This window comes from Cellvibrio sp. KY-YJ-3 (assembly GCF_008806955.1).
In the GTDB taxonomy this organism is placed as follows: domain Bacteria; phylum Pseudomonadota; class Gammaproteobacteria; order Pseudomonadales; family Cellvibrionaceae; genus Cellvibrio.
The window spans coordinates 263884-285391 of record NZ_CP031727.1 but is presented as its reverse complement, the minus strand read 5'-3'; the positions used below and the strand labels follow the sequence as shown (position 1 = coordinate 285391).

22 protein-coding genes are annotated in these 21508 nt (G+C 49.3%); 12 read left to right on the top strand and 10 right to left on the bottom strand.

Annotation, left to right across the window (positions count from 1 at the left end; all coding sequences use genetic code 11):
- Positions 1 to 5 precede the first annotated feature (5 nt).
- The 4 genes from D0B88_RS01320 to D0B88_RS01310 form a co-directional block, all read right to left on the bottom strand.
- Positions 6 to 1361 carry a cytochrome ubiquinol oxidase subunit I gene (locus D0B88_RS01320; RefSeq protein WP_040391196.1) on the bottom strand — a complete coding sequence of 452 codons (1356 nt, stop codon included), beginning with the start codon at positions 1359 to 1361 and terminating at the stop codon, positions 6 to 8.
- An 18-nt stretch (positions 1362 to 1379) separates the two neighbouring features.
- Positions 1380 to 1940: a GbsR/MarR family transcriptional regulator gene (locus D0B88_RS01315; protein ID WP_040391534.1), complete on the bottom strand. Its 561-nt coding sequence runs from the start codon at positions 1938 to 1940 to the stop codon at positions 1380 to 1382.
- 163 nt (positions 1941 to 2103) lie between these two features.
- Positions 2104 to 2289, bottom strand: a complete 186-nt coding sequence (locus D0B88_RS19060; protein WP_225318476.1) for a hypothetical protein — start codon at positions 2287 to 2289, stop codon at positions 2104 to 2106.
- 90 nt (positions 2290 to 2379) lie between these two features.
- Entirely contained in the window at positions 2380 to 2988 is a 609-nt protein-coding gene (locus D0B88_RS01310) for an MBL fold metallo-hydrolase (RefSeq protein ID WP_225318475.1), read from the bottom strand.
- Between the two features lie 117 nt (positions 2989 to 3105).
- Between D0B88_RS01310 and D0B88_RS01305 the strand changes: the two genes are divergently transcribed.
- The 5 genes from D0B88_RS01305 to D0B88_RS01280 all read left to right on the top strand — a co-directional run bounded on the left by D0B88_RS01305 (position 3106) and on the right by D0B88_RS01280 (position 6821).
- Entirely contained in the window at positions 3106 to 4017 is a 912-nt protein-coding gene (locus D0B88_RS01305) for a LysR family transcriptional regulator (RefSeq protein WP_151054446.1), read from the top strand.
- A gap of 354 nt (positions 4018 to 4371) precedes the next feature.
- Positions 4372 to 4797, top strand: a complete 426-nt coding sequence (locus D0B88_RS01295; protein ID WP_151054444.1) for an OsmC family protein — start codon at positions 4372 to 4374, stop codon at positions 4795 to 4797.
- A gap of 12 nt (positions 4798 to 4809) precedes the next feature.
- On the top strand, positions 4810 to 5052 hold the full coding sequence (locus tag D0B88_RS01290; protein WP_151054442.1) for a hypothetical protein: 243 nt from the start codon (positions 4810 to 4812) through the stop codon (positions 5050 to 5052).
- A 216-nt stretch (positions 5053 to 5268) separates the two neighbouring features.
- Positions 5269 to 5436 carry a CsbD family protein gene (locus D0B88_RS01285; RefSeq protein WP_007640164.1) on the top strand — a complete coding sequence of 56 codons (168 nt, stop codon included), beginning with the start codon at positions 5269 to 5271 and terminating at the stop codon, positions 5434 to 5436.
- Between the two features lie 179 nt (positions 5437 to 5615).
- Positions 5616 to 6821 (top strand): SAM-dependent methyltransferase, encoded by a 1206-nt coding sequence (locus tag D0B88_RS01280; RefSeq protein WP_151054440.1) that lies wholly within the window; start codon positions 5616 to 5618, stop codon positions 6819 to 6821.
- A 10-nt stretch (positions 6822 to 6831) separates the two neighbouring features.
- On the opposite strand, the gene D0B88_RS01275 is transcribed toward D0B88_RS01280, so the two are convergent.
- Together D0B88_RS01275 and D0B88_RS01270 are read right to left on the bottom strand one after the other, a co-directional pair.
- Complete coding sequence (locus D0B88_RS01275; RefSeq protein WP_007640173.1) at positions 6832 to 7092, bottom strand: TIGR03643 family protein; 261 nt, start codon at positions 7090 to 7092, stop codon at positions 6832 to 6834.
- A gap of 114 nt (positions 7093 to 7206) precedes the next feature.
- Positions 7207 to 8472 carry a glycerophosphodiester phosphodiesterase family protein gene (locus tag D0B88_RS01270; RefSeq protein ID WP_151054438.1) on the bottom strand — a complete coding sequence of 422 codons (1266 nt, stop codon included), beginning with the start codon at positions 8470 to 8472 and terminating at the stop codon, positions 7207 to 7209.
- A 209-nt stretch (positions 8473 to 8681) separates the two neighbouring features.
- Here D0B88_RS01270 and D0B88_RS01265 point away from each other — a divergent pair, with 209 nt between their 5' ends.
- Positions 8682 to 10694, top strand: coding sequence for a phytanoyl-CoA dioxygenase family protein (locus D0B88_RS01265; protein WP_151054436.1), 2013 nt, complete (start codon positions 8682 to 8684; stop codon positions 10692 to 10694).
- A 49-nt stretch (positions 10695 to 10743) separates the two neighbouring features.
- Here D0B88_RS01265 and D0B88_RS01260 read toward each other — a convergent pair whose 3' ends face one another.
- From D0B88_RS01260 to D0B88_RS01245, 4 genes are all read right to left on the bottom strand, one after another.
- A complete protein-coding gene (locus D0B88_RS01260) occupies positions 10744 to 11637 on the bottom strand; it encodes a transporter substrate-binding domain-containing protein (RefSeq protein ID WP_225318474.1) in 894 nt (297 codons plus the stop codon).
- Positions 11638 to 12032: 395 nt separating this feature from the next.
- The gene (locus D0B88_RS01255) at positions 12033 to 12335 is read right to left on the bottom strand and encodes a YebG family protein (protein ID WP_007640183.1); all 303 of its coding nucleotides are present in this window, start codon (positions 12333 to 12335) and stop codon (positions 12033 to 12035) included.
- A 123-nt stretch (positions 12336 to 12458) separates the two neighbouring features.
- Positions 12459 to 13475 carry a glycosyltransferase family 2 protein gene (locus D0B88_RS01250; protein WP_151054434.1) on the bottom strand — a complete coding sequence of 339 codons (1017 nt, stop codon included), beginning with the start codon at positions 13473 to 13475 and terminating at the stop codon, positions 12459 to 12461.
- Between the two features lie 196 nt (positions 13476 to 13671).
- Positions 13672 to 14211, bottom strand: a complete 540-nt coding sequence (locus D0B88_RS01245; RefSeq protein ID WP_191966485.1) for an MliC family protein — start codon at positions 14209 to 14211, stop codon at positions 13672 to 13674.
- 202 nt (positions 14212 to 14413) lie between these two features.
- On the opposite strand from D0B88_RS01245, the gene murJ reads away from it, so the two are divergent.
- The 6 genes from murJ (at position 14414) to D0B88_RS01215 (ending at position 21506) form a co-directional block, all read left to right on the top strand.
- Entirely contained in the window at positions 14414 to 15955 is a 1542-nt protein-coding gene (gene murJ / locus D0B88_RS01240; protein ID WP_191966557.1) for a murein biosynthesis integral membrane protein MurJ, read from the top strand.
- Positions 15956 to 16072: 117 nt separating this feature from the next.
- Positions 16073 to 17029, top strand: coding sequence for a bifunctional riboflavin kinase/FAD synthetase (ribF, locus tag D0B88_RS01235; RefSeq protein ID WP_151054428.1), 957 nt, complete (start codon positions 16073 to 16075; stop codon positions 17027 to 17029).
- Between the two features lie 56 nt (positions 17030 to 17085).
- Complete coding sequence (locus tag D0B88_RS01230) at positions 17086 to 17580, top strand: MgtC/SapB family protein (protein WP_007640187.1); 495 nt, start codon at positions 17086 to 17088, stop codon at positions 17578 to 17580.
- A gap of 61 nt (positions 17581 to 17641) precedes the next feature.
- Complete coding sequence (gene ileS / locus D0B88_RS01225; protein WP_151054426.1) at positions 17642 to 20440, top strand: isoleucine--tRNA ligase; 2799 nt, start codon at positions 17642 to 17644, stop codon at positions 20438 to 20440.
- A 126-nt stretch (positions 20441 to 20566) separates the two neighbouring features.
- Positions 20567 to 21064, top strand: coding sequence for a signal peptidase II (gene lspA, locus D0B88_RS01220; protein ID WP_007640192.1), 498 nt, complete (start codon positions 20567 to 20569; stop codon positions 21062 to 21064).
- Positions 21057 to 21506, top strand: coding sequence for a peptidylprolyl isomerase (locus tag D0B88_RS01215; RefSeq protein WP_151054425.1), 450 nt, complete (start codon positions 21057 to 21059; stop codon positions 21504 to 21506). Before lspA ends, D0B88_RS01215 begins: the two co-directional genes overlap by 8 nt.
- Positions 21507 to 21508 lie beyond the last annotated feature (2 nt).

Here is a 21508-nt window from a genome sequence, read left to right as displayed (position 1 = left end):
TTTCCTCACAGATTTTCTTCGACGAGTTTTTCTTGCAGCGTTTCAATTTCTTGCGGACGATCCACCAACACCGATTTTCTCGCCATCACAAATAATGTGCGGATATAAGCAAACAGCAGTACTACGTAAAGCGTTAAATAAATGGCCAGCGAGGTGCCGACATTCGTGGCGGGTGTGCTGGTGACCGCGTCGGCTGTTTTTAATACACCGGTCACTAACCAGGGTTGGCGACCAATTTCTGTGACGTACCAGCCTGCCAGCGTGGCCAGCCAACCGGAGAAAGTCATGCCGACAAATACTTTCAGTAAGAGCGGCGGAATTTCCTGCTTGCGCCAATAACAATAACAGCCCCACCAGGAAACGAGCAGCATGAGTACGCCTATGCCCACCATCATGCGAAAGCCATAAAACAGCGGTGCAACCGGGGGGTGTGCATCAGGAAATTCATTTAAACCTTTTAATTCGCCGTCCATTTTGTGAGTGAGAATCAAACTCGCCATGTTGGGAATTTCAAGCGCGTATTTGTTGGATTGGGTTTCCTTATCGGGAATCGCGAATAGCACCAAAGGCGCGCCCTTTTCGGTGTGCCATACCGCTTCCATCGCCGCAATTTTTGCCGGTTGATGTTCCAGTGTATTTAGTCCGTGTAAATCACCCAGAAAAATTTGCATAGGAATTAATAGTGCTGCCGCAATAGTGGCCGTTTTTAAGGCAAGGCGCGGTGCGGGTTTGTGATCGCCTTTTAAAATGCGATAAGCAGAAATACCCGCAATTAAAAATGCAGCGGTTAAACCTGATGCGATCAGCATGTGCGATAAACGGTAGGGCATGGATGGATTAAAAATAATTTCCCACCAATCCAGTGGAAAGGCTTTGCCATCACGCATTTCAAAACCGACCGGCGTTTGCATCCAGGAGTTCAGGGCGATAATCCAAAACGCTGACATGCTGGTGCCAAAGGCGACTAAAAATGTGGCAAGGGTATGAATGCGGTTGGAGACGCGATCAATACCAAACAACATAATGCCGAGGAAAGTGGCCTCCAGAAAAAATGCGGTCAGTACTTCGTAGCCGAGCAGCGGGCCTGCAATATTACCCACGGTTTCCATATAACCTGGCCAATTAGTGCCGAATTGAAAACTCATGGTAATGCCGCTCACTACACCCAGTGCAAAACTCAGGGCAAATACTTTTACCCAAAAGCGATAGGCGCGCATCCATACTTCGTCGCCACTGAAGTTGTAGCGCACTTTGAAATAAAACAAAAACCAACACAACGCGATGGTGATGGTGGGAAATAAAATGTGAAAGGAAATATTGGCCGCGAATTGAATACGGGAGAGCATAAGCGTTTCGAGCATGACGGGTACCTCGGTCAATTATTTCGTGGATTCTTTTTTGCCACCCAATAAACGGTCTTTCATATCGAGCACTTTGCCAATACTGCTACCAAGCTTGAGCAACTTGCCGAGGTTGGCGGAATCGAGCCGTTGAATTTCCTGCGTCCAGAGCGTGATCATTTCGATCAGCTCGTGCATTTCACGCATCCGCTGCTGCGCGTATTCTTCATCGGCATTGGCGGGTTTTTCGATCAGCAAATTGCGCAGGGTTGAGAGTGTCGGATCAATCTCACGCTTACGGCGCTGTTCGATCAAGGTCTTGGCGATGTCCCACACATCGCCCGGCGCGGAATAAAATTCTTTGCGCTCACCGGGACGATGCTGCAGTTTCACCAGCTCCCACGACATTAATTCTTTTAAACCCATGCTGACATTGGAGCGGGAAATACCCAGCGCCTCGGTCATATCGTCGGCACACAGGGGTTCTTTGCTCAAGACTAACAGGGCATACATCTGCCCGACTGTGCGGTTGATCCCCCAGCGGCTCCCCATTTCACCAAAATGGAGGATGCAGGATTGGATCATCGGGGTGAGGGTAATAGACATTTGCGAGATTCCTGTAATTTCAGTAATTACTGAAATTACAGGAATCATTGATTTGGGTCAAGATGAAAAGCACTTCATTGTGCGTTTGCGGAACAGGTGTAATTGCGAAGCTTGTGTAATCGAGGAGCTAGGGCAATGCGGATTCTTTAGGCGGCGGCTATTGCCCCCACTTCATTTCGCCCATGATAACTTTTGCACTTAAACCCAAAATGCTGTCGCCACCAAGAGTGGGGTAGCTGGTTTTCATCTTGGCAATCAATTCACCAGAATTGCTTGAGGATTTGGCGGCGGCTTCAAAGTCCTTGATGTAGTTGCGGGTAAAGTTAACGGCATCAAGAGTCATTGGTTTGTCGCCCAGCATGTGGCCTGCAATGACGGTTTCCGGTTGTAATTTTTCAATTGTATCGAGCGTTTTGTACCACTTCTGACACGACTAGGGCGTTTGGGTATCCGCTAAAAAAACATGCATGTTGTTAAATACCACTACACCACCCAACATGGTTTTGCTGGAGGGAATCCACACAAAAGTATGTTTGGGATCGTGGCCATCAATACCGACTATTTGTACTTTTTCACCATCAATCATCAATGTGTCGCCTTGCAGCACCTCCGGTACAACCAGTGTTTGCGGTGTATTTTCTTTGAGGATCGGCCCCCAATAAGCTTTTTTCGGCTCCATGGATGCTTTGATGTAGGCTTGGGTATTTGCTGTGGAAACTACCTTGGCATTGGGGTAGGCGGCGGTGATGACATCCAGGCCAAAATAATAATCAGGGTCACCATGGCTGATATAAATAGTCGTTAATGTTTTACCGGATTTTTTGATCAGCTCAACAACCGACTGCGCATCATTCCGCTGGAACTGGGCGTCAACCAAAATGGCCTCCTTGGGGCCGGTAATTAATACCGAACTCACCGGGAACATGCTTTTTTCCTGAGGATTAAAGAGGGTGGTTTCCAATGTTGCACTGAGTGCCTGTGCGGCGCCAGTCACCATGGCAAAGAATGCACCTGCCTTAATTAATGTTGATGAAATTTTCATAGTAGCCTCTAAAAATTGGGTTGGTAGGTTTGTCCTGAAGGTGGACTTTAGGCTGATCAGGTCGCGTGAAAAATAGGCTATGATCTAAATCATCTTTCGCTTAAACAGAACAATACTATGCAACTTGATCGATTAAGGCGGATGGCGCTATTTGCGATGGTGGTGCGCCACGGCTCCTTTTCCGCTGCATCGCGCGCGTTGGATTTGGCAACCTCAGTGCTGAGTTCCGCCGTTAGCCAGCTTGAAGAAGAGTTGGGTGTGCGCCTGCTAAACCGCACCACGCGCAGCCTGTCGCTCACCGAGGCGGGACAGCTGTACCATGAGAAATGCGTGGAGATGCTTGCAGCGGCGGAGACTGCCGAGGAAATGGTGGCCGGTGGTGTGGGTGAAATTGCCGGGCGGTTACGGATTTCTGCCGCCTCTGATACAGCCGAGAAGATTATCCTGCCCGCGTTGGCACCATTGGCTCGGCAGCACCCCAAACTGCTCTTGGATATTGTGGTGGATGACCGCATCGTGGATATGACTACCCAAGCTATCGACCTATCCATCCGCTCTGGCTGGTTGCGCGATTCGTCGTTAGTGGCACGCAAGCTGGCTGACTTGCACGAGTTGCTCGTGGCAGCGCCGGATTATCTGCGCCGTTTCGGGGTACCTGCATCGCCCGAAAGTCTGCGCGAACATCGCATTATTGGCTTTAACCGCTTTGCAGAACCGACCACGCTCACCTTCAAAAGTGCCACAGGTGAAAGCGCGCGTATTGTGCTCACTCCCGGCGCCATGACCGACAATGTGGCGATGCTGCGCGATTTTGCCGTGCAGGGTTTTGGCCTCGCCCGCTTGCCGAGCTATATGGTGCAGCGCGAGCTAGCCAGCGGCGAGCTGGTTTTGCTGTTGCCCGATTGGGCGCTGCCCGGCGCGGGCATTTATGCCGTTACTTTGAAACGCACACTGCAGCCGCCCAAGGTAAGTGCGGCGATTGAAGCAATTAGCAATTATCTGGCTTCACTATCGCTGCCCGGTAACTGAAACTTGAGAATGGGCTTGAACGTTCCTTTGGGGATCATGTAGTTGATTGAGTTGAGTCCAACAGCATGAACTTCTACGAGTATTTCATCCGGTTTAATTGTCGGTTGGGGAATCTCGTCGAATGCGATTTCCGGCGATTAATTTTATTAAAGTTTAATTTCACTAAGGTGTTTGTCTCGCGCTGGATTTTATTTTCCCTTTCAGCTTCGGAATTTCCCAGCGCAGGCTAAGGTTCGCTAGCGAACAGACACCGAGGGCTCCGGCTGAGATGGTTAGCGTATTACTGGTGCCGCTGTGGCACCAGCCGCCCAACATCCATTTTTGGATGGGCGCGTTACCCAGCGGAGAATTCTTATGATACGTACAGCGACAGCAGTCTGGACTGGCACCTTAAAAGAAGGAAAGGGTTATATATCTACCCAGAGTGAAGTCTTATCTAACGCGCAGTATGGTTTTAATACTCGCTTTGAGGACGGCCCGGGCACTAATCCAGAAGAGTTAATTGGTGCCGCGCATGCAGCCTGTTTCAGCATGGCATTGGCCGCGCATTTAACCGAAATGAAATTGGTCATTACACAAATTCAAACCAATGCCCAGGTCACCCTGGAGCAGTCAGGCAGGGATTTCACTATTACAAAAGTGCATCTGGATTTACAGGCAAAAGTCGCCGATATAGCGGCGGATGAATTTGAAAAAATCGCCAACAAAGTAAAAGAAGCTTGCCCCGTTTCCAAAGTATTAAATGCACAGATTAGTCTCACTGTTAATTTGGAAAATTAAACGGAGGATAAAATGACTAAAGCACCCGAGGAAGTTGCGTTTGCCATGGAGGTAAACAGCAGGCTTAACGAACTTATTGCATGGGTTCTGGAAAATTCCCCCACTAAAGATAAGCAGCTGTGCAGCGAAGATTTTGCAGAGGTACGCGATACATTTCGCAAACTGGCCTGCGGGATTGATGCGCAGAAAATGGAGCCAGAACCCTCCGAAGGGGGCGCACAATATATCAATGTCACACCCGCTCCTTGGCCATAAGTCAGCGATTTAATTAATGAAAATATTTTTGACTTATGTTTGTTTCCGCACTGAATAGATATATTTTTATTTATATAGTGAATTCGTAAAGTGCTATTTTCAGTTAAATTAGAGTTGTTCACTGACGATATTGAATAGGCACTTGTGTTAGGGGATTGTTTGCGAACGATCAACAAAGAGTCCCGATCCTGAATATCATTCATCGAGGAAATCATCATGAATAAAGATCAAGTGAAAGGTACAGTAAAGCAGGCTGCCGGTAAGGTACAACAAAAAACCGGTGAAGTTATTGGTAGCGAAAAACAGCAAGTCAAAGGTGCTATTAAGCAAGTGGAAGGAAAAGTTCAAAAAGGAATTGGTGATTTGAAAGAAAATCACAAGTAAGTAGTGTGCAAGTGAGCAGCGCTCAAGGAGAGTAGTCAGAACTTATAGTTCTGCTGTCGCAAAGGAATGCGTTCCTTCCCCCTCGCTTCGCCGAGTTTACGTTATTGGTGGTCGCTGTATATACTGGCTGGACTTGTATCTCCCGATATATCCATCCCCTGTGCACCAATGAGATAAACATGACCGGCTCCCCTGTTTCCGATTTAACCAGCTTTATTGCTATGTGCCAACAAACTGCCAGCAATGGTGCGTTGCAGCGTTTGGTCTTATCCAAATACAAAGGTGCAGAAGAAGAGTTGACTCGGGTGGTAATTCGCCCCGTAGAAATCAAAGCGCAAACATTACTCTCCTTTTTATACGAATACCGCACTAACCATGTGACCAAAAATCTGGCTGTTGATGAAGCGATGACGCAATTGCAGCAGTGGCTGGGCGGCGATTTTCATAATGCCCATATGATTACTGATGAATGGGAAATCCAGCTAAGCTTTAGCAAAAAAGGTAAGGTGCTGATCAATAAAAATCGCAACAAAAACTCACCAGCGGAGGGCGATAAAACATCTACCCAAGTCGAGCTGGCGCACAATCGCACCAAGCTACGTTATGTGGAGCAGGATCGCCCCTATTTACGCGAGTTGGGCATCACGGATGCGAATGGCCAAATTATTCCGGCTATGTCGCGCAAGTGGAAACAAATTAATAAATTTATCGAGGTGCTTTCTACTGCAATCCAGCAAACGGGGTTGGATAAACGCAGCGAATTACACATCGCCGATTTCGGTTCAGGCAAAGCCTATTTAACCTTTGCGGTACACGATTATTTAACCGCGAATCTCGGTGTAAAAACTCAGGTAACAGGTGTGGAGTTGCGTCAGGGGTTGGTGGATTTATGCAATCAAACCGCGCAGAAGTTAGCCCTTGCCGGGATTAAATTTGAACAGGGCGATGTGCAACATTTTTCCGTGCAGGGCATTAATATCATGATCGCCTTGCACGCCTGCGATACCGCGACCGACTACGCGCTCAATATGGGGATTCGCACCGGTGCAGACATTATTATGTGCTCGCCCTGCTGTCACAAACAAATTCGCCCGCAACTAAAAAGCCCCGCACTGCTGGCGCCCGTATTGCAACACGGTATTCACTTGGGGCAAGAAGCAGAAATGATTACCGATGGTTTGCGTGCGCTACTGTTGGAAGCCCATGGCTACGACACTAAGGTATTTGAGTTTATTTCACTTGAGCACACCAGCAAAAATAAAATGATCCTCGCGCAGAAACGCAAAACCGCCCGAGATAATACTGAGGTGTTGCAGCAAATCGCAGATATTAAAGCGTTTTATGGTATCCAAGAGCATTGTTTAGAAACGCTGCTATTAAATTGAACCTGCTGTTCTAGCGTTTATATTGAGTAGGGCAGTAGCCGCGATTAATCTCGGGTGAGCGCAATAATAGATGTTTGGTTTTGCGCCCGCTTACACGTTCACGCCATAGTCGAAACGAAGCGGGCTTTAGTTCGCGGCGCATCAGTTTGCGCAACTCGGGTTCACCCAGGCCGTAAAGTTTTTCTATGGCTTCGAAGGGGGTGCGATCCTCCCACGCCATTTCAATAATGCGTGAGATGTCTGCTGGAGTGTGTGGAAATTCGTTGTGCATATGCGTACCTGTGAGTCTGGTTACTGGTACGTGTTATGGCGTTGCCAGATCACTGCCACATAAAAAAGCCCCGGTCAGTTAGTTGGCCGGGGCTTTTTATTTTTATCTTTGCGCTTATTTCAAATTCATACAACTCGCATAATAACTCACGCTGGCGGGCCAGTCGGAGAAAATGCCAATCACACCCACATCTTTCGCTAGCACATGCAGTGCATCCATCATGTCGCCATCGTTATTGATAGCCGGGTTGATAGTTTGGTAATACCAACCGCCACCATTTTTTAACGGGCCTGAGCGCTCAAATGACCAGGTAATCATTTTTAGCCCGGCTTTTTTGGCGTGGCGTGCGTATTCTGAAGGGATGATTTTATTGTTGTTATCCAACGCTAACAGCACCCAAATAGGTGGTGCGACAATATTGAAGCCTTCGTCGGCATACATTTGTAATTCACTGGCAGTCGGTAAATCGGCGATGCTATTGGCATCGTCCAAATAGACGGCTTGTTTACCAAACGCCGGTTCGTTGTTAATCCAGTAGCGAATGTCCTGAATGTCGAACGATTGTGGCCAGACATCGCGCGCTTTTACGCCAGCTGCTTTGTATTCATCAATCATTTGTTGTGCATACATGGCTTGGGTGTAGGTGCCTTCAAACGGCATAGCTACGCTGGCTGATTTCAATTCGGGTGTCATTTTTACACCGAGCTTTTTAAACAACTGAATACTTTCTGCGTGTGTAAGCAGTGTACCTTTGTCGGCGTATAAGTCGGTGCGCCAGCTAGCAGTGCCCTTCAGGTATTCATCCACAGTGGTTGCTTTGGGGTTGAACGCATCCATTTTTCCGCGCAAGGTTTTAAATTCAGCGAGGGTGATATCGCTGGTGCAGCAATTGGCGCTGGCTGCTTTGCCGCTTACCGGATCAAAGGGTGAAAAATTCTGGCTGCATTTATTGGCGAGGGGCGTGGCGAGAATATTGGTAGTGGTGTGCAAATCGCACTGCGAGTGACGGCATACCAGTTGTTTGTCTTTGGTGAAGGTGACATCACACTCCATAATGCCTGCGCCCATTTTCGCTGCGGCTTCATAGGATTCTTTGGTGTGCTCGGGAAATTGTAAGGGCGCGCCACGGTGACCAATTGAAAAATCGGTTTTTTTAACCGGGCGATTTATGCAGCTTTGTAATTTCTTTTTCAGCGCACTGTCATCCATGTCATTGATTAAAAATAATGGGCGGGGGCCGAGCTGGATACTGGCGTTGTTATGTTTGTGTTTGTCGTACTCATCATGGTGGTCGTGTTTATCCTTATAGGCAGCGGCGCTGCCGGCCATTAATAGCATCAATAGCATACTGCTGGTTAATACATGAATTCGGCGTAGCATGGGAACCTCCTTGGGCCAGTGTTGGATGTTGCAGGCTCAACCCTAGCCTTCAATTATGAAAGTAATTTGCCGATTTGATGACAGCTTCGCGATGCCGGGTCATTTTGTGCACTTTATCGCAGTGGGTGAAATAGCGTGAAATACCAAAATCCCCAATTTGCGATAGGCTTATGGCAACTCCCCCATTATTGTTTTAAGGATTCTGATTGATGGCTACTGATCTGCGCCAGCTTGTTATCCAATTGCTCGCCTGCACCACGGCGGGCGAAGCCAAGCCAATTGTCGACGAACTGGTGCGGCGCTTGTGTGCTATCACCGGGCTGGAATTGCACCCGTCACTCTTTTTGGATGAGCATGCCACTGTCACCGCGCAGGGCAAGGCAGTGTCACCCACCACGGCGGCACAGTGTGCTGAAGATGTGCAGCGCACGCGCATTTTTATGCAGGGTGTTTACGCGGCGATCCAACAAAAGCTGCAACACCATAATCATCAAGTCAATCATCAAGCCATCGATGTGTTGTACGCCGGCACTGGCCCTTTTGGTTTATTGCTGATTCCCTTGTTGCCGTTATTGGATGCAAGACAGCTGCGGGTAACGCTGTTAGATATTCACCCGGAGTCACTGACAAAATTACAGCGGTTGATAGATTTTTTGGATGTAAGTAATTTTATTGTGCAGGCTGAATGTGCCGATGCTTGTGAATGGCAGAGCGCGAAAAAGTTTGATCTGATTATTTCTGAAACTATGCGGCAAGGTTTGATACAAGAGCCGCAAGTCAGTATTTTTAGTCATCTGCAACAATTTTTAAAAGCGGATGGTTGGCTGATACCGGAAATTATTCGCCTGAATTTATGGTTGAGCGCTGGCGCTTTTCCCGCAGGGAATGAATGCAAAAATCCTGATGTGCATTTGGGGTCGGTATTTCAGCTGGACAAGACTACTGCGATGCAATTAGGTAATGGGGATACTGCTTGTGCACAGGGCAGTCTATTGGTGCCTGACTATGACCTGCTGTTGCAGGATTTAAAATTAACTACCTTTATTCAAGTGTTTGGCGCTTATCAGCTGCACGACAATCAATCGCAGCTTACCTTGCCACTGTATGAACGTAACGCACGAGTCTTGCCCAATTCAGTGCTGCATTTTCGCTACGCGCTTGGCGTTTATCCCCAATGTGTCTTTACCTATGAGAAATTGCCCGAGCTTACCGATTGCGCATTGCCTGATAGTTTGGAAAAAAATAGTCAGGGTATTTATCACGTAAAACGACTGTGGCACAAAATCCAGTTGCGCAAACAGGCGAACTCGTCTGCGGCAGCGCGGCAGCAATTAACCGCCGTTCCCGACAGTGAATGGCTGTTGGATCGCATTTTATTGGACCAGTTGGGTGTGGGGCTTGAGCCTGCCATGCAACAACTCTATTCGGCTCGCACATTGGTCGATATTGAATATTGGCTCGCCAGTGCCAATGCTGGCACGCTTGCGCCGCAACAAGTTGAGCGCACCAATAGCGCGATACGCAATTTTATCGAAAATAAACACGAGGCATTGAAGCCCCACGCGGGGTTGCCGCTGAATGATGAGCAGCTCGCGCATTGGGACGAACAGGGCTACCTGATTGTGCCGGGTGTGTTAGCGGCCAGTGAATCTGCAGCGGCGCGCGCTGCTATTTGGGATTTTTTAGGCATGCACGAACATGATCCTGCAAGTTGGTATCAATCTTCCGCGCAGATGAAAAAAATTATGGTGCAGTTATTTGCCCATCCCGCATTTGAGATTGCGCGTCGTTCGGATTATATCCGCCGTATTTTCCAGCAGCTGTGGCAGCGCGAGGATCTGGTGATGACAACGGATCGCGTGGGTTTTAATCCGCCGGAAACTGATCGCTGGCAGTTTCCCGGGCCGGGAATGCATTGGGATGTGGAATTAACGGCGCCGGTTCCTTTTGGTACCCAGGCGTTAATTTATTTAACCGATGTTGCCGAACACCAGGGGGCATTTTGTTGTGTGCCGGGATTCCATAAAAAAATTGACCGGTGGTTGGCCGCGCAGCCAGAGGGAATCGATTTGCAACAACAGGATTGGACGCAGTGGCCGGTGAAACCTATCGCGGCCAAGGCGGGTGATTTAATTATTTGGCATCAAGCCTTGCCTCACGGCAGCAGCCCCAATCGCGCCGATTTTCCGCGCATGGTGCAATACCTGAATATGTACCGTTAGCGGTTTGAGCTCGCCCTGTAGCTACAGTGGCGAGCACCGCCGGGGGCAATTATTCGTTGAATGTGTAGGGATTGAACCAGAGTGATGCATCGTCCACCGGCGTGTTTTTGGGCAGCCCCGGGTTATCCAATTTAATCAGTGTGCGGTTTTTCAGGTTGGCCTTGGTCATTACATCTTTTACGGTTGGGTCATTAAAAAAATACGCATCAAAACTGCCATCTTCAATCGCAAGGCGTAGGCCGCGCTCTATATCTTGCGCGAGTTTGGTATTGGTTTTGTTGACGAAAAAATAAAAAGGGTTGGTGTAGGAGAGCAGCAGGTTTTGCTCTACTTCCAGCGCCAGATCCGGGTAGCGTTGCATTTCCGACCAGGGTTCGTGGGCGCCGCGTGGGAATGCATCAAACCGGTCGCCATCGAGCATGTAAAAAAGTCCTTCGTACTTCAGCACTCTCACCACATTTAAACTATTGGCTGTGAGCACATTGGTGTCTGCCCAAAAGTGCCCTTGGCCCAAAGACACCTGCCGCAAATCGCTCAAGGTTTTAATGCCATTAAATTTATGCTGGGTGCCTTTTTTAATCATCAATACCCGGTAGCCCAGCAGCCCGCGATAAATAGGTATACGAATTGGCTGCAGTTTTTCTTCCAGTTCATTGGTGGTTGCGTACCAGACCACATCCAACTGGTTGTCCATCAGCATGCTTACCATGCGCTCCTCGCTGGTATTGGGCACTGTCTCTTGTGCTTTGTAGGATTCGGGCAATTTGCTGAGCGCCAGTTGCAGTAAACCTCTGGCGTATACCTCAATGCTGTTATTGCCTTGCACTATTCGCAGGGTGTTTGCATGTGCACCAAGCGAAGCGCTGAATAACACGGAAAAAAGCAGGGCGCTAAGGACCAAATAGGTGTTACAGGGGCGAGCCTGGAGAGTTTCTGAATGCATGTCGTTTTCATCCACAAGTTTATTGTTATGGTTTATCCGCTGCGGCGAGGCAGGGGTAAATAGTTATATGGTAAAAATGACAATAACACAAGAAAATGAAAAAACCACCGCACCCGTTGAGGTTCCATAGGAAAGGTGCAGTGGTGAAAGCGATTCGTTTCTGTGGTCGCTTGTGGCTGACAAACGGACATTAACGAATGGTTGGAAGCCGGTGTGCAGTGCTGAGAACAACAACTGCTGGGGAGTAGTGATTGCCCGCAGCAAAAGCACACCTTTACACGAACAAACCACTGAGTGGTAATTCAGTTGTTTGTGGGGTGTTAATGGCTGTGTGGGCGGCCATTAACGGCACGGGTGATTGTGGGCGCACCCATGCTTACAGAAACCCTTGCTGCCTAGTTGTCCTTGTCCATGGCGGCGCCGGTTTTGCTGTTCAGGGTTGCAGGCTTTTCGTAGGTGAAGGGCTGCAATAATTCATCGGGCTTGCCTTTGCAGGCTTTTGCTAACAATTCGCGGCGTTGCGCTAATAACAGCCCAATCGCTTCGCTGTGTTGTTCATCGATACCGGGAATGTTGTCTTCTATCAACTGGGTGATGTTGGCAGCAAGTTCCAGATACTTATCGTGCTCTTCTGCGATTTTTCTGTCTTCAAACATACTGCCATCCCGATCACATAACCAAACGGCGACTACTGCCATGGGGTAAATCCTCAAAAGGTTGTTACTGTTTTTATATACAGTATCTGCGGCGGGGCGGGATGTCAACCGTTAAAAATTGCTGTGAAGTAAGCGTCGCGTTTTTTTGGGTGGGGCTAGCGGAAGTTAATGGGTGATATTCGCATGGTTTTGATAGCGCAGGCGGTGTTTCAAGTGGTTGAGTTGAAGCTTGAATTTAAGGAAATCAAATAAAAACTTGGGGCTGATTTTAAATACCAGACGGCGCGGTGATGCATCCAATTGCCATTGCCGCTGGCGTGCTGTTACTTCGGGCAAAATTGTGCTCAGGTCTTTTGTTTTGAGATGGCGCGCTTCTCGAACCAATTGCAGAAGTGTTCTGATTTGCAGTGCTTTCAGGTGTCGTTGTTGTGTGGCGTTGGAAACAAAATGACCACAACTTTCGATGCTATGCAGCCACCAGAGATAGGCGCCGGTTTGGAACTTTCTGCCCGTTGCACCGGATGGACGCAGGCGGTAGTGATATACAGTGTCGGTAATTAGCACCAGTTTTTTTGCTTTGGAAAAAACCTCTGCGCAGTAGAGCGTGTCCTCCGCCATGGTGACTTTGGGCGGGTTGAGGATATGGGCAAAACTGGCGCGGCAGAAAAGTTTGCCCCAGGTGTGGCCACGGACTTCCTTGTGTTGCAGAAAGGCCGAGAGAATGGCTTCACCTTCGTAAATTTTTTCTTTCTTTACATTGTGATTGGCGCTGCGGCAGCGCACCTCATTAAAAATAAGGTTGTTGCCCTTTACTAGGTCGGCTTTGTGCTTAATCGCAGCGTCGTAAAGTTGCTGCAGTGCGGTGGCGGGCAGGCGATCATCAGAATCGACAAAGGTGAAGTAGGTGCCAGTGGCGGCGCTGATTCCCGTATTGCGTGCAACCGAGACGCCGCTATTTTCGCGCAGGTAAATAAGTTTAGCGAGGCTTGGGTTGGTGCGCACAAAGTCTTCGCAGATTGATTTGCTGTCATCTGTGGAGCAGTCATCAATCAGCAGGATTTGGTAAGGTTTACTAAATGTTTGGTTGGCGAGGGACGCAAGGCATTCGGGCAAGTAATCTTGCACGTTGTATACAGGCACTATGACGCTAATTACCGTCAGATCATCGACCTTAATAGACATAAAATCTTCCTGATGAATGGAAATGTACACAATGGTTGTGTTACGAAAATACCCAGGCTATTGAGGGCGGAAGTCTGCCATGCCCGGGCATCATCAGGAAGCGGAGAAGTTGTTATTTTTTGTGATTTTGAGTGTTTGAAAGCATTTTTTTGGTGAGGAGACGGTGGGTGGCTATAGGCACCCACCGGTGAAGGCCTTAAGGGGTTGCTTTGCAGATCAACTCTGTCAACCCAGTTCCCCAACGGATTCGTACCTCGCCCTGATGTTCCCAAAAGCTGGCATCCGGCCCTTCGTACTTGCTGCCGCTGGCGGCTGGCGCCTGCTGTAGTTCGGCGGCATTTTGGCCGTGTTCCAAAATAAGTGTGCCCGGTTCAGTGGCGTAAAAAGTGGCGGTAAAGGTGGGTGCTGCCTCGCTTGCGCAGGTAAATACAAAGGGGCCTCGTTTGCTGTTAGCGGCGAACCGTTGGTGCAGGGCGGCAACCGGATCGGGACGCGGCTGGCTGTAGTCGACGTTGTGATCGCAGCTGCCATCATTTTCACAATCATTCACGCCATTTTGGTCTGCATCCCAGCTGGGGTGCATAATTTTGGCGACTACGCTGGAACTGGCGGCAACGGAAATATGCGCGGAGGACGGAGCAATTTGGGTGTCGGTAGTTTCTTTTGAACAGGCGCTAAGCAGTGTAATCAGGCTGGTAATAACTGCCGCAGTGCGGTGGCGTGATAAGTTGCGCATAGATTCTCCTTGATCGTGATGGCTGGGTGTTGTGCCTGAGTATACCAGCCGTTGATAATGCCGCTTCTTTTCACCTGCACAGGATTTGCCCGTGTCTGACTCCGCCGCGTTACCTCCCGTTCCATCACCTGAACCGCCATCGCCGGAAAAGCCCTCTTCGGAGAAACCCTCACCGGAGAAACCAAAGGGTCCCAAAAGCCTGCTGCGCTCCAGCTTGCTTACGGGCTCCATGACGATGCTGTCGCGGGTGCTGGGGCTGATCCGCGATATCGTATTGGCGAGTGTGTTGGGTGCGGGCGGCGCGATGGATGCTTTTGCCATTGCCCAGAAAATCCCCAACTTCTTTCGGCGTTTGTTTGCCGAGGGCGCCTTTTCCCAGGCATTTATTCCGGTGTTATCCGAGTATCGCGAGAAAGGTACTCATGCTGCAGTGAAAGAGTTGGTCGATAAAGTAGCCGGTTGCCTTGGTTCGATTTTACTGTTGGTGACTGTGATTGGGGTGTTGGGTGCAGTTGGTTTTGCCTATATTTTTGGTTATGGCTACGCCGATGAGCCAGAGAAGTTTTCGCTATTGACCGACTTGGTGCGCATCACCTTTCCCTATTTGATGTTGATCTCGCTTACCGGTTTTGCCGGGGCGATTTTGAATAGCTACGACCGCTTTGCGATCCCCGCCGTGACGCCGGTTTTTCTCAATGTATTTATGATCGCAGCGGCGCTGCTTGTCGCCGATTTCTTCCCCAATCCCGCCTACGCACTGGCGTGGAGTATTGTTGCGGCGGGTATTTTTTCGCTGCTGTTCCAATTGCCGTTTTTGCGCCAGATCCACCTCTTGCCATCGCCCAAGCTGGATTGGTCGCACCCCGGCGTTAAACGCATTTTGGTGCTGATGACGCCGGCGCTGTTTGGGGTGTCGGTAAGTCAATTGAATCTGCTGCTGGATTCGATGATTGCCACTATGTTGGGTGACGGTGCCGTAAGCTGGCTGTTCTATTCCGACCGCTTGGTAGAGCTGCCGCTTGGTGTATTCGGGGTGGCGATTGCGACGGTGATTATGCCCGGCTTATCGCGCCTGAGCGCCACGCAATCGGGTGAAAAATTTAGCCAGATGCTCGACTGGGCGATTCGTTTTGTGGTGCTGATCGCGCTGCCCGCCACGCTCGCGCTGATCATTCTGGCGGAGCCGATTCTCTATACCCTGTTCTACCATGGTGAGATGAGGCAGTCGGATATCCTTATGTCCTCTTATAGCCTTAAAGCCTATGCACTCGGGTTATTCGCTTTTATGCTGATCAAGGTTCTGGTACCTGGCTATTTTGCGCGGCAGGATATGAAATCACCGGTGCGTATTGGCATCATCGCGATTTTTGCCAATATCCTGATGAAACCGCTGGTGGTGATTCCGCTGGTAATGCTCTGGGGTATGGGGCATGTTGGGCTGGCGTTTACCACGGCGATGGCGGCCTACGTAAATGCCTGGTTGCTTTATCGCGGCCTGCGTAAGAGTGAAGTCTACAGTCCTGCCAGCAACTGGCCGGCGTTGTGGTTGCGCTACGGTGCGGCCAATTTGGCTCTGGTGGCGGTCTTGACCGGTTTTCTGTTGCTCTGGAATATCTGGCCCGAGTGGTCGGCGTTGGAGCGGATCCTGCGCTTGATGGTGATTTGCGTGGTTGGCTTTGTTGTCTATCTATTGATGCTGTTTGCCGTGGGCGTGCGCCTGCGTGACTTTAAGGCCCAGCATTAGCAACAATATTGATTAGGAGGGAGGGGCGCGGCTAGCGGGGTAGGCTCAGGTGCCACCGCTCCTGTATACTTCCGCCCTCCATTTTTTCAGGCAAATTGGCTGAGGGCAAAACACAGAGTGAATCCAGCGGCACATGCGTTTATTCGTGGGTTACATAACCTGCGCCCCTGGCATCGCGGCTGCGTGGCGACCATTGGCTCATTTGATGGTGTGCATTTAGGGCATCAAGCCATCTTGCGCCAGTTGATTGATGTTAGTCGCTACTACAACTTACCGGCGGTGGTAATTGTATTCGAACCTCAGCCGCACGAATTTTTTTCGGGTGACAAAGCCCCCGCACGCTTGATGCGCCTGCGCGAAAAAGTACAGGCATTACTGGCTGCCGGTGTGGCACGCGTACTGTGCGTGCAATTCAATCAAGCCTTGCGCAACCTGACTGCCGAAGAATTTATCGAAAAAGTCCTGCTGGATGGTTTGGCCATCAAACATTTGGTGGTGGGCGATGACTTCCGGTTTGGCTGTGATCGCCGGGGTGATTTTACGCTGTTGCAAAACGTTGGGCGTGAGCGCGGTTTTGGTGTAACGGATACCTGTACTCTGGAGCTTCGGGGTGAGCGTGTTAGCAGCACCCGCATCCGCCAGTTGTTGGAAGTGGGCGATTTTGCACAGGCCGAAATCCTATTGGGTAAACCTTACAGCATTAGTGGACGCATCGCCTACGGCCAGCAACTCGGGCGCAAACTCGGCGTTCCCACTGCCAATGTGCATTTGCGTCGTTATCGCTCACCGCTGCACGGTGTGTTTGCTGTCATCGCGCGCTTTGTCGATGGCAGCGTGCATCAGGGCGTCGCTAACGTTGGTGTGCGGCCAACGGTTACGGGGGATAAAAAGCCTCTGCTGGAAGTGCACCTGTTTAATTTTTCGCGCAAAGTCTACGGCGCGATGATCGATGTGGTGTTTCATACCAAATTGCGCGATGAAAAAAAATTCAATTCATTGGATGAATTGCAAGCGCAATTACAAACAGATATCAGTCAGGGGCAAGATTATTTCAGGGGCAATAGCCTCAGCTGATTTACAAGTTGCTGAAGATTGTCGATGTTCGGTTTTCGTAAAATGGAATACAAACTATGAGCAGCATTTGGCAACAAATAACCAGCACATTGGTGGCAGAGTTTTCTGACCTAAAAGATGTAAGCGAGATTACCACTCTCGTAACCCGCTTGCTGATGGCAGCATTGTTGGGTGGAATTCTGGGTTTTGAGCGCGAGCAGCGTGGCAAGGCGGCCGGTATTAAAACACATATGCTGGTAGCCATAGGCTCTGCATTATTCGTGTTAATTCCCCAGCAGGCAGGTCTTTCAGAGCAAGAGTTAAGCCGGGTAATGCAGGGCATTATTGCAGGTATTGGTTTTTTGGGTGCCGGGGCAATCTTGAAAGGAAATGATGAAAAGGATCTTAAGGGTTTAACAACCGCTGCCGGTATTTGGTTGACAGCAGCCATTGGTGTGGCGGCCGGTTTAGGGCGCGAATCTTCAGCAATCCTCTGCACCCTATTAGCCCTGGCAATTCTGGTCACCATGCCAAAGGTGGTTGATCGGCTTGAAGTGAAAGACAAGCAATAATTTTCTGGCGATTTTCGCTAATTTTTTCTAAACATTTTTGTTAACAAGTTGACCGTGAATCATGATCGATTACAAAACAACACTGAATCTGCCTAACACCGGTTTTGCGATGAAAGCAAACCTCGCCCAGCGCGAGCCGGACATGTTGAAACAATGGCAAGCGAGTGATCTGTACCAACAGATTCGCGCCGCGCGTGTTGGCCGCGAGCAATTTATTTTGCATGACGGCCCACCCTACGCCAACGGCGATATTCATATCGGTCACGCGGTCAACAAAATTCTTAAAGACATTATTGTCAAGAGTAAAACCCTGAGCGGTTTTGATGCGCCCTATGTGCCGGGTTGGGACTGCCACGGCTTGCCGATCGAGCACAATGTTGAGAAAAAAATCGGCAAAGCGGGCGACAAAGTGGATGTAAAAACCTTCCGCAATAAATGCCGCGAATATGCCACCAAACAAGTTGAAGGCCAAAAGGCTGACTTTGTGCGTTTGGGGGTTTTGGGTGAGTGGGATAAACCTTATCTCACCATGGATTACAAATTCGAAGCCGACATTATTCGCGCACTCGGTAAAATCGCTGAGAACGGTCATCTACACAAAGGCTTTAAGCCGGTGTATTGGAGCGTGGTCGGCGGTTCCGCGCTCGCTGAAGCGGAAGTGGAATATCAGGATAAGACGTCTTTTTCTATCGACGTAAAATTTGCGGTTGTCGATCAAGCAGGGATTGCAAAAGCCATTACCGAATTAAGTGGCAGCGGAAAAATCTCTTTGGTGATTTGGACCACTACACCTTGGACATTGCCTGCAAACCAAGCTGTGTCTGCCAATGCGGAAGTTGATTACGCGTTAGTGCAAGTTGGCGATGAGCGCCTGCTAATTGCAGAAACCTTAATCGGCAGCGTGCTGGCGCGCGCAAAAATTGAAAGCCATGAAATCGTTGGCCGTGTAAAAGGTGCTGCGCTGGAAAACTTGCTGCTGCAGCATCCTTTTTATGCGCGTCAGGTTCCGGTGATTCTCGGTGATCACGTGACAACTGATGCTGGTACCGGTTTTGTTCACACCGCGCCCGATCACGGCGCCGACGACTTTAGTGTCGGTGTGAAATACGGTATAGGTACGCTGAACTATATCGACGATCACGGCACCTATCGCCCGAATGTAGAAATTTTCGCGGGCGATCACGTTTACAAAGTCGATGAAAAAGTTATCGCTTTATTAATCGAAAAAAATGCATTGCTGGCGCAGGCAAAAATTACGCACAGCTTCCCGCACTGCTGGCGCACCAAAACCCCGCTGATTTTCCGCGCAACGCCGCAGTGGTTCGTGAGCATGAGCAAAAACAATTTGCGCGATCAGGTTGCGCAAGCGGTGGAGTCGGTTGAGTGGGTGCCGGACTGGGGCAAGGCGCGTATCGATGCAATGCTCGCCACTTCGCCCGATTGGTGTATCTCCCGTCAGCGCACTTGGGGCGTACCCATTGCGTTATTTGTAAACAAAGAAACGCAAGAATTGCATCCGGAAACGGCACGCCTGATTGAAGCAGTTGCGCAAAAAGTAGAGCAGGGCGGGATGGATGCCTGGTTCGAATTGGATGCCGCAGAGTTGCTCGGCGCGGATGCTGATAAATATCAAAAAGTGACTGATACTCTCGATGTATGGTTCGATTCCGGTGTGACCCATTACGCCGTGCTCGCGCAGCGCGCTGGTTTACGTTTCCCTGCGGATTTGTATCTGGAAGGTTCAGACCAGCATCGCGGTTGGTTCCAATCATCGCTCAAAACCTCCATGGCGATGCATGCGGTTCCACCTTACAAAACCGTGTTGACCCATGGTTTTGTAGTGGATGCGCAGGGTCGCAAGATGTCCAAGTCGATTGGCAATGTAATCCCGCCGCAAAAAGTGATGAACGATTTGGGTGCAGATGTGTTGCGCCTGTGGGTTGCTGCTACAGATTTCAGCACCGAGATGAGTGTGTCGGATGAAATTCTGAAACGCACTGCCGATTCTTATCGACGTATCCGCAATACTGCGCGGTTTATTTTGTCCAATCTCACTGGATTTAATCCGGCAGCTGATACTGTGCCAGTTGGAAATATGCTGCAACTGGATCGCTGGATTGTGGCGCGCACTGCGCAGTTGCAGCAAGAAATTATCGCTGCTTACGATAGCTACCAATTACATTTGATCTACCAAAAATTGCACAATTTCTGTGTTGTAGAATTAGGTGGTTTCTATCTCGATATTATTAAAGATCGTCAGTACACCGTAAAAGGCGATGCTCTTGCGCGCCGTTCGGCGCAAACTGCTTTGCAATATGTAATTGAAGCAATGGTGCGCTGGATCGCGCCGATTTTAAGTTTCACTGCCGATGAAATCTGGAAAGAGATTGCGGGTGAGCGCGAGGCGAATGTGTTTGTTGCTGAGTGGTATCAGTTGCCCACAATGCCAGCGGACTCCTTTGCTGACAGCTACTGGGAATTGATCGCGCAAGTGAAAGATGCCGTAAACAAAGTGCTGGAGGCAAAACGTACTGCGGGTGAAGTGGGTGGTTCATTAGGCGCGGAAGTGATTTTGTATTGCGATGAAAAATTGCAAATCGAATTACAAAAACTCGCCAATGAATTGCGTTTTGTATTGATCACCTCCACAGCGGAAATTCGTCCACTTGCCGAAGCGCATAATGCAGTTGCAACCGATGTTGTTGGTCTGCAAGTGGCAGTGAAAAAATCCGAACACGCGAAATGCGAACGCTGCTGGCATCATCGTGCAGATGTGGGTGCAAATACAACGCACCCAACTATTTGCTTGCGCTGTGTGGAAAACGTGGATGGTGCGGGCGAAACCCGTCAGTTCGCGTAATTACTTTTGCAGGGGAGCTGCTTGCCGCGCCCTGTCTGTGCAAATATTTTTATTGGATGTTTATTGGGCGCAGCAAGCGGGGTCCCATAGGTGTTGTCAATAATCAATCATGGTGAAACGAAAATAATGGCAGACAAAATCTACCAAAAATCTTGGTTCTGGTATCTCGTTGCACTGGTGATAGTGGCACTGGATCAAGCCAGTAAACATGCCATAGAAGCAGCGTTTGAATATGGCGAGACGAAAGTCTTTACCTCATTTTTTAATTTCACCTTGGCTTACAATCCTGGTGCAGCATTTAGTTTTCTTGCCGGTGCGGGTGGTTGGCAGCGCTGGTTTTTTGCCGTTATCGCTATTGCCGCAAGCGTGCTGTTGAGTGTGTGGATTTCACGCACGGCGCAGCAAAAACCGCGCGAGGCTTTTGCGTTGGCATTTATTCTTGGTGGTGCATTAGGCAATCTTTATGATCGTATTGTGCTCGGCCATGTAGTGGATTTTATTGTGGTGCATTATCACGATAATTATTGGCCAGCATTCAATATCGCAGACTCGGCGATTACTTTGGGTGCGGCGGTATTGATTATCGATATGTTATTTAGCAAAGAGAAACCAGCGAATGCGTGAATTAGCAATTGGTCCCGGCACAAAAATCACCTTGCATTTTGCCTTGCAGTTGGACAATGGCGAATTAGTGGATACCAATTTTGAGCGCGACCCGGCGACCTTTACTGTTGGGGATGGCAATCTATTACCTGGTTTTGAAAAGGCATTGTTCGGCATGCTCGAAGGTGAGCATAAAACGGTGGTGATCAAACCGGAAGACGGATTTGGTCAACGCAATCCGAATAATATTCAAGAGATTGCACGCAGCCAGTTCAGCCCGGATTTAGAGTTGAGCGAAGGTCTAATGCTGTCTTTTGCTGATGCGCAAAAAACCGAGCTTCCCGGTGTCGTTGTACGCTTTGATGAAGATGTGGTGGTGGTTGATTTTAACCATCCCTTGGCGGGTCGCGATATCTTATTTGAAGTCGCTATTCTCAAAATCGAACCGGTTCAGGTGCACTGATC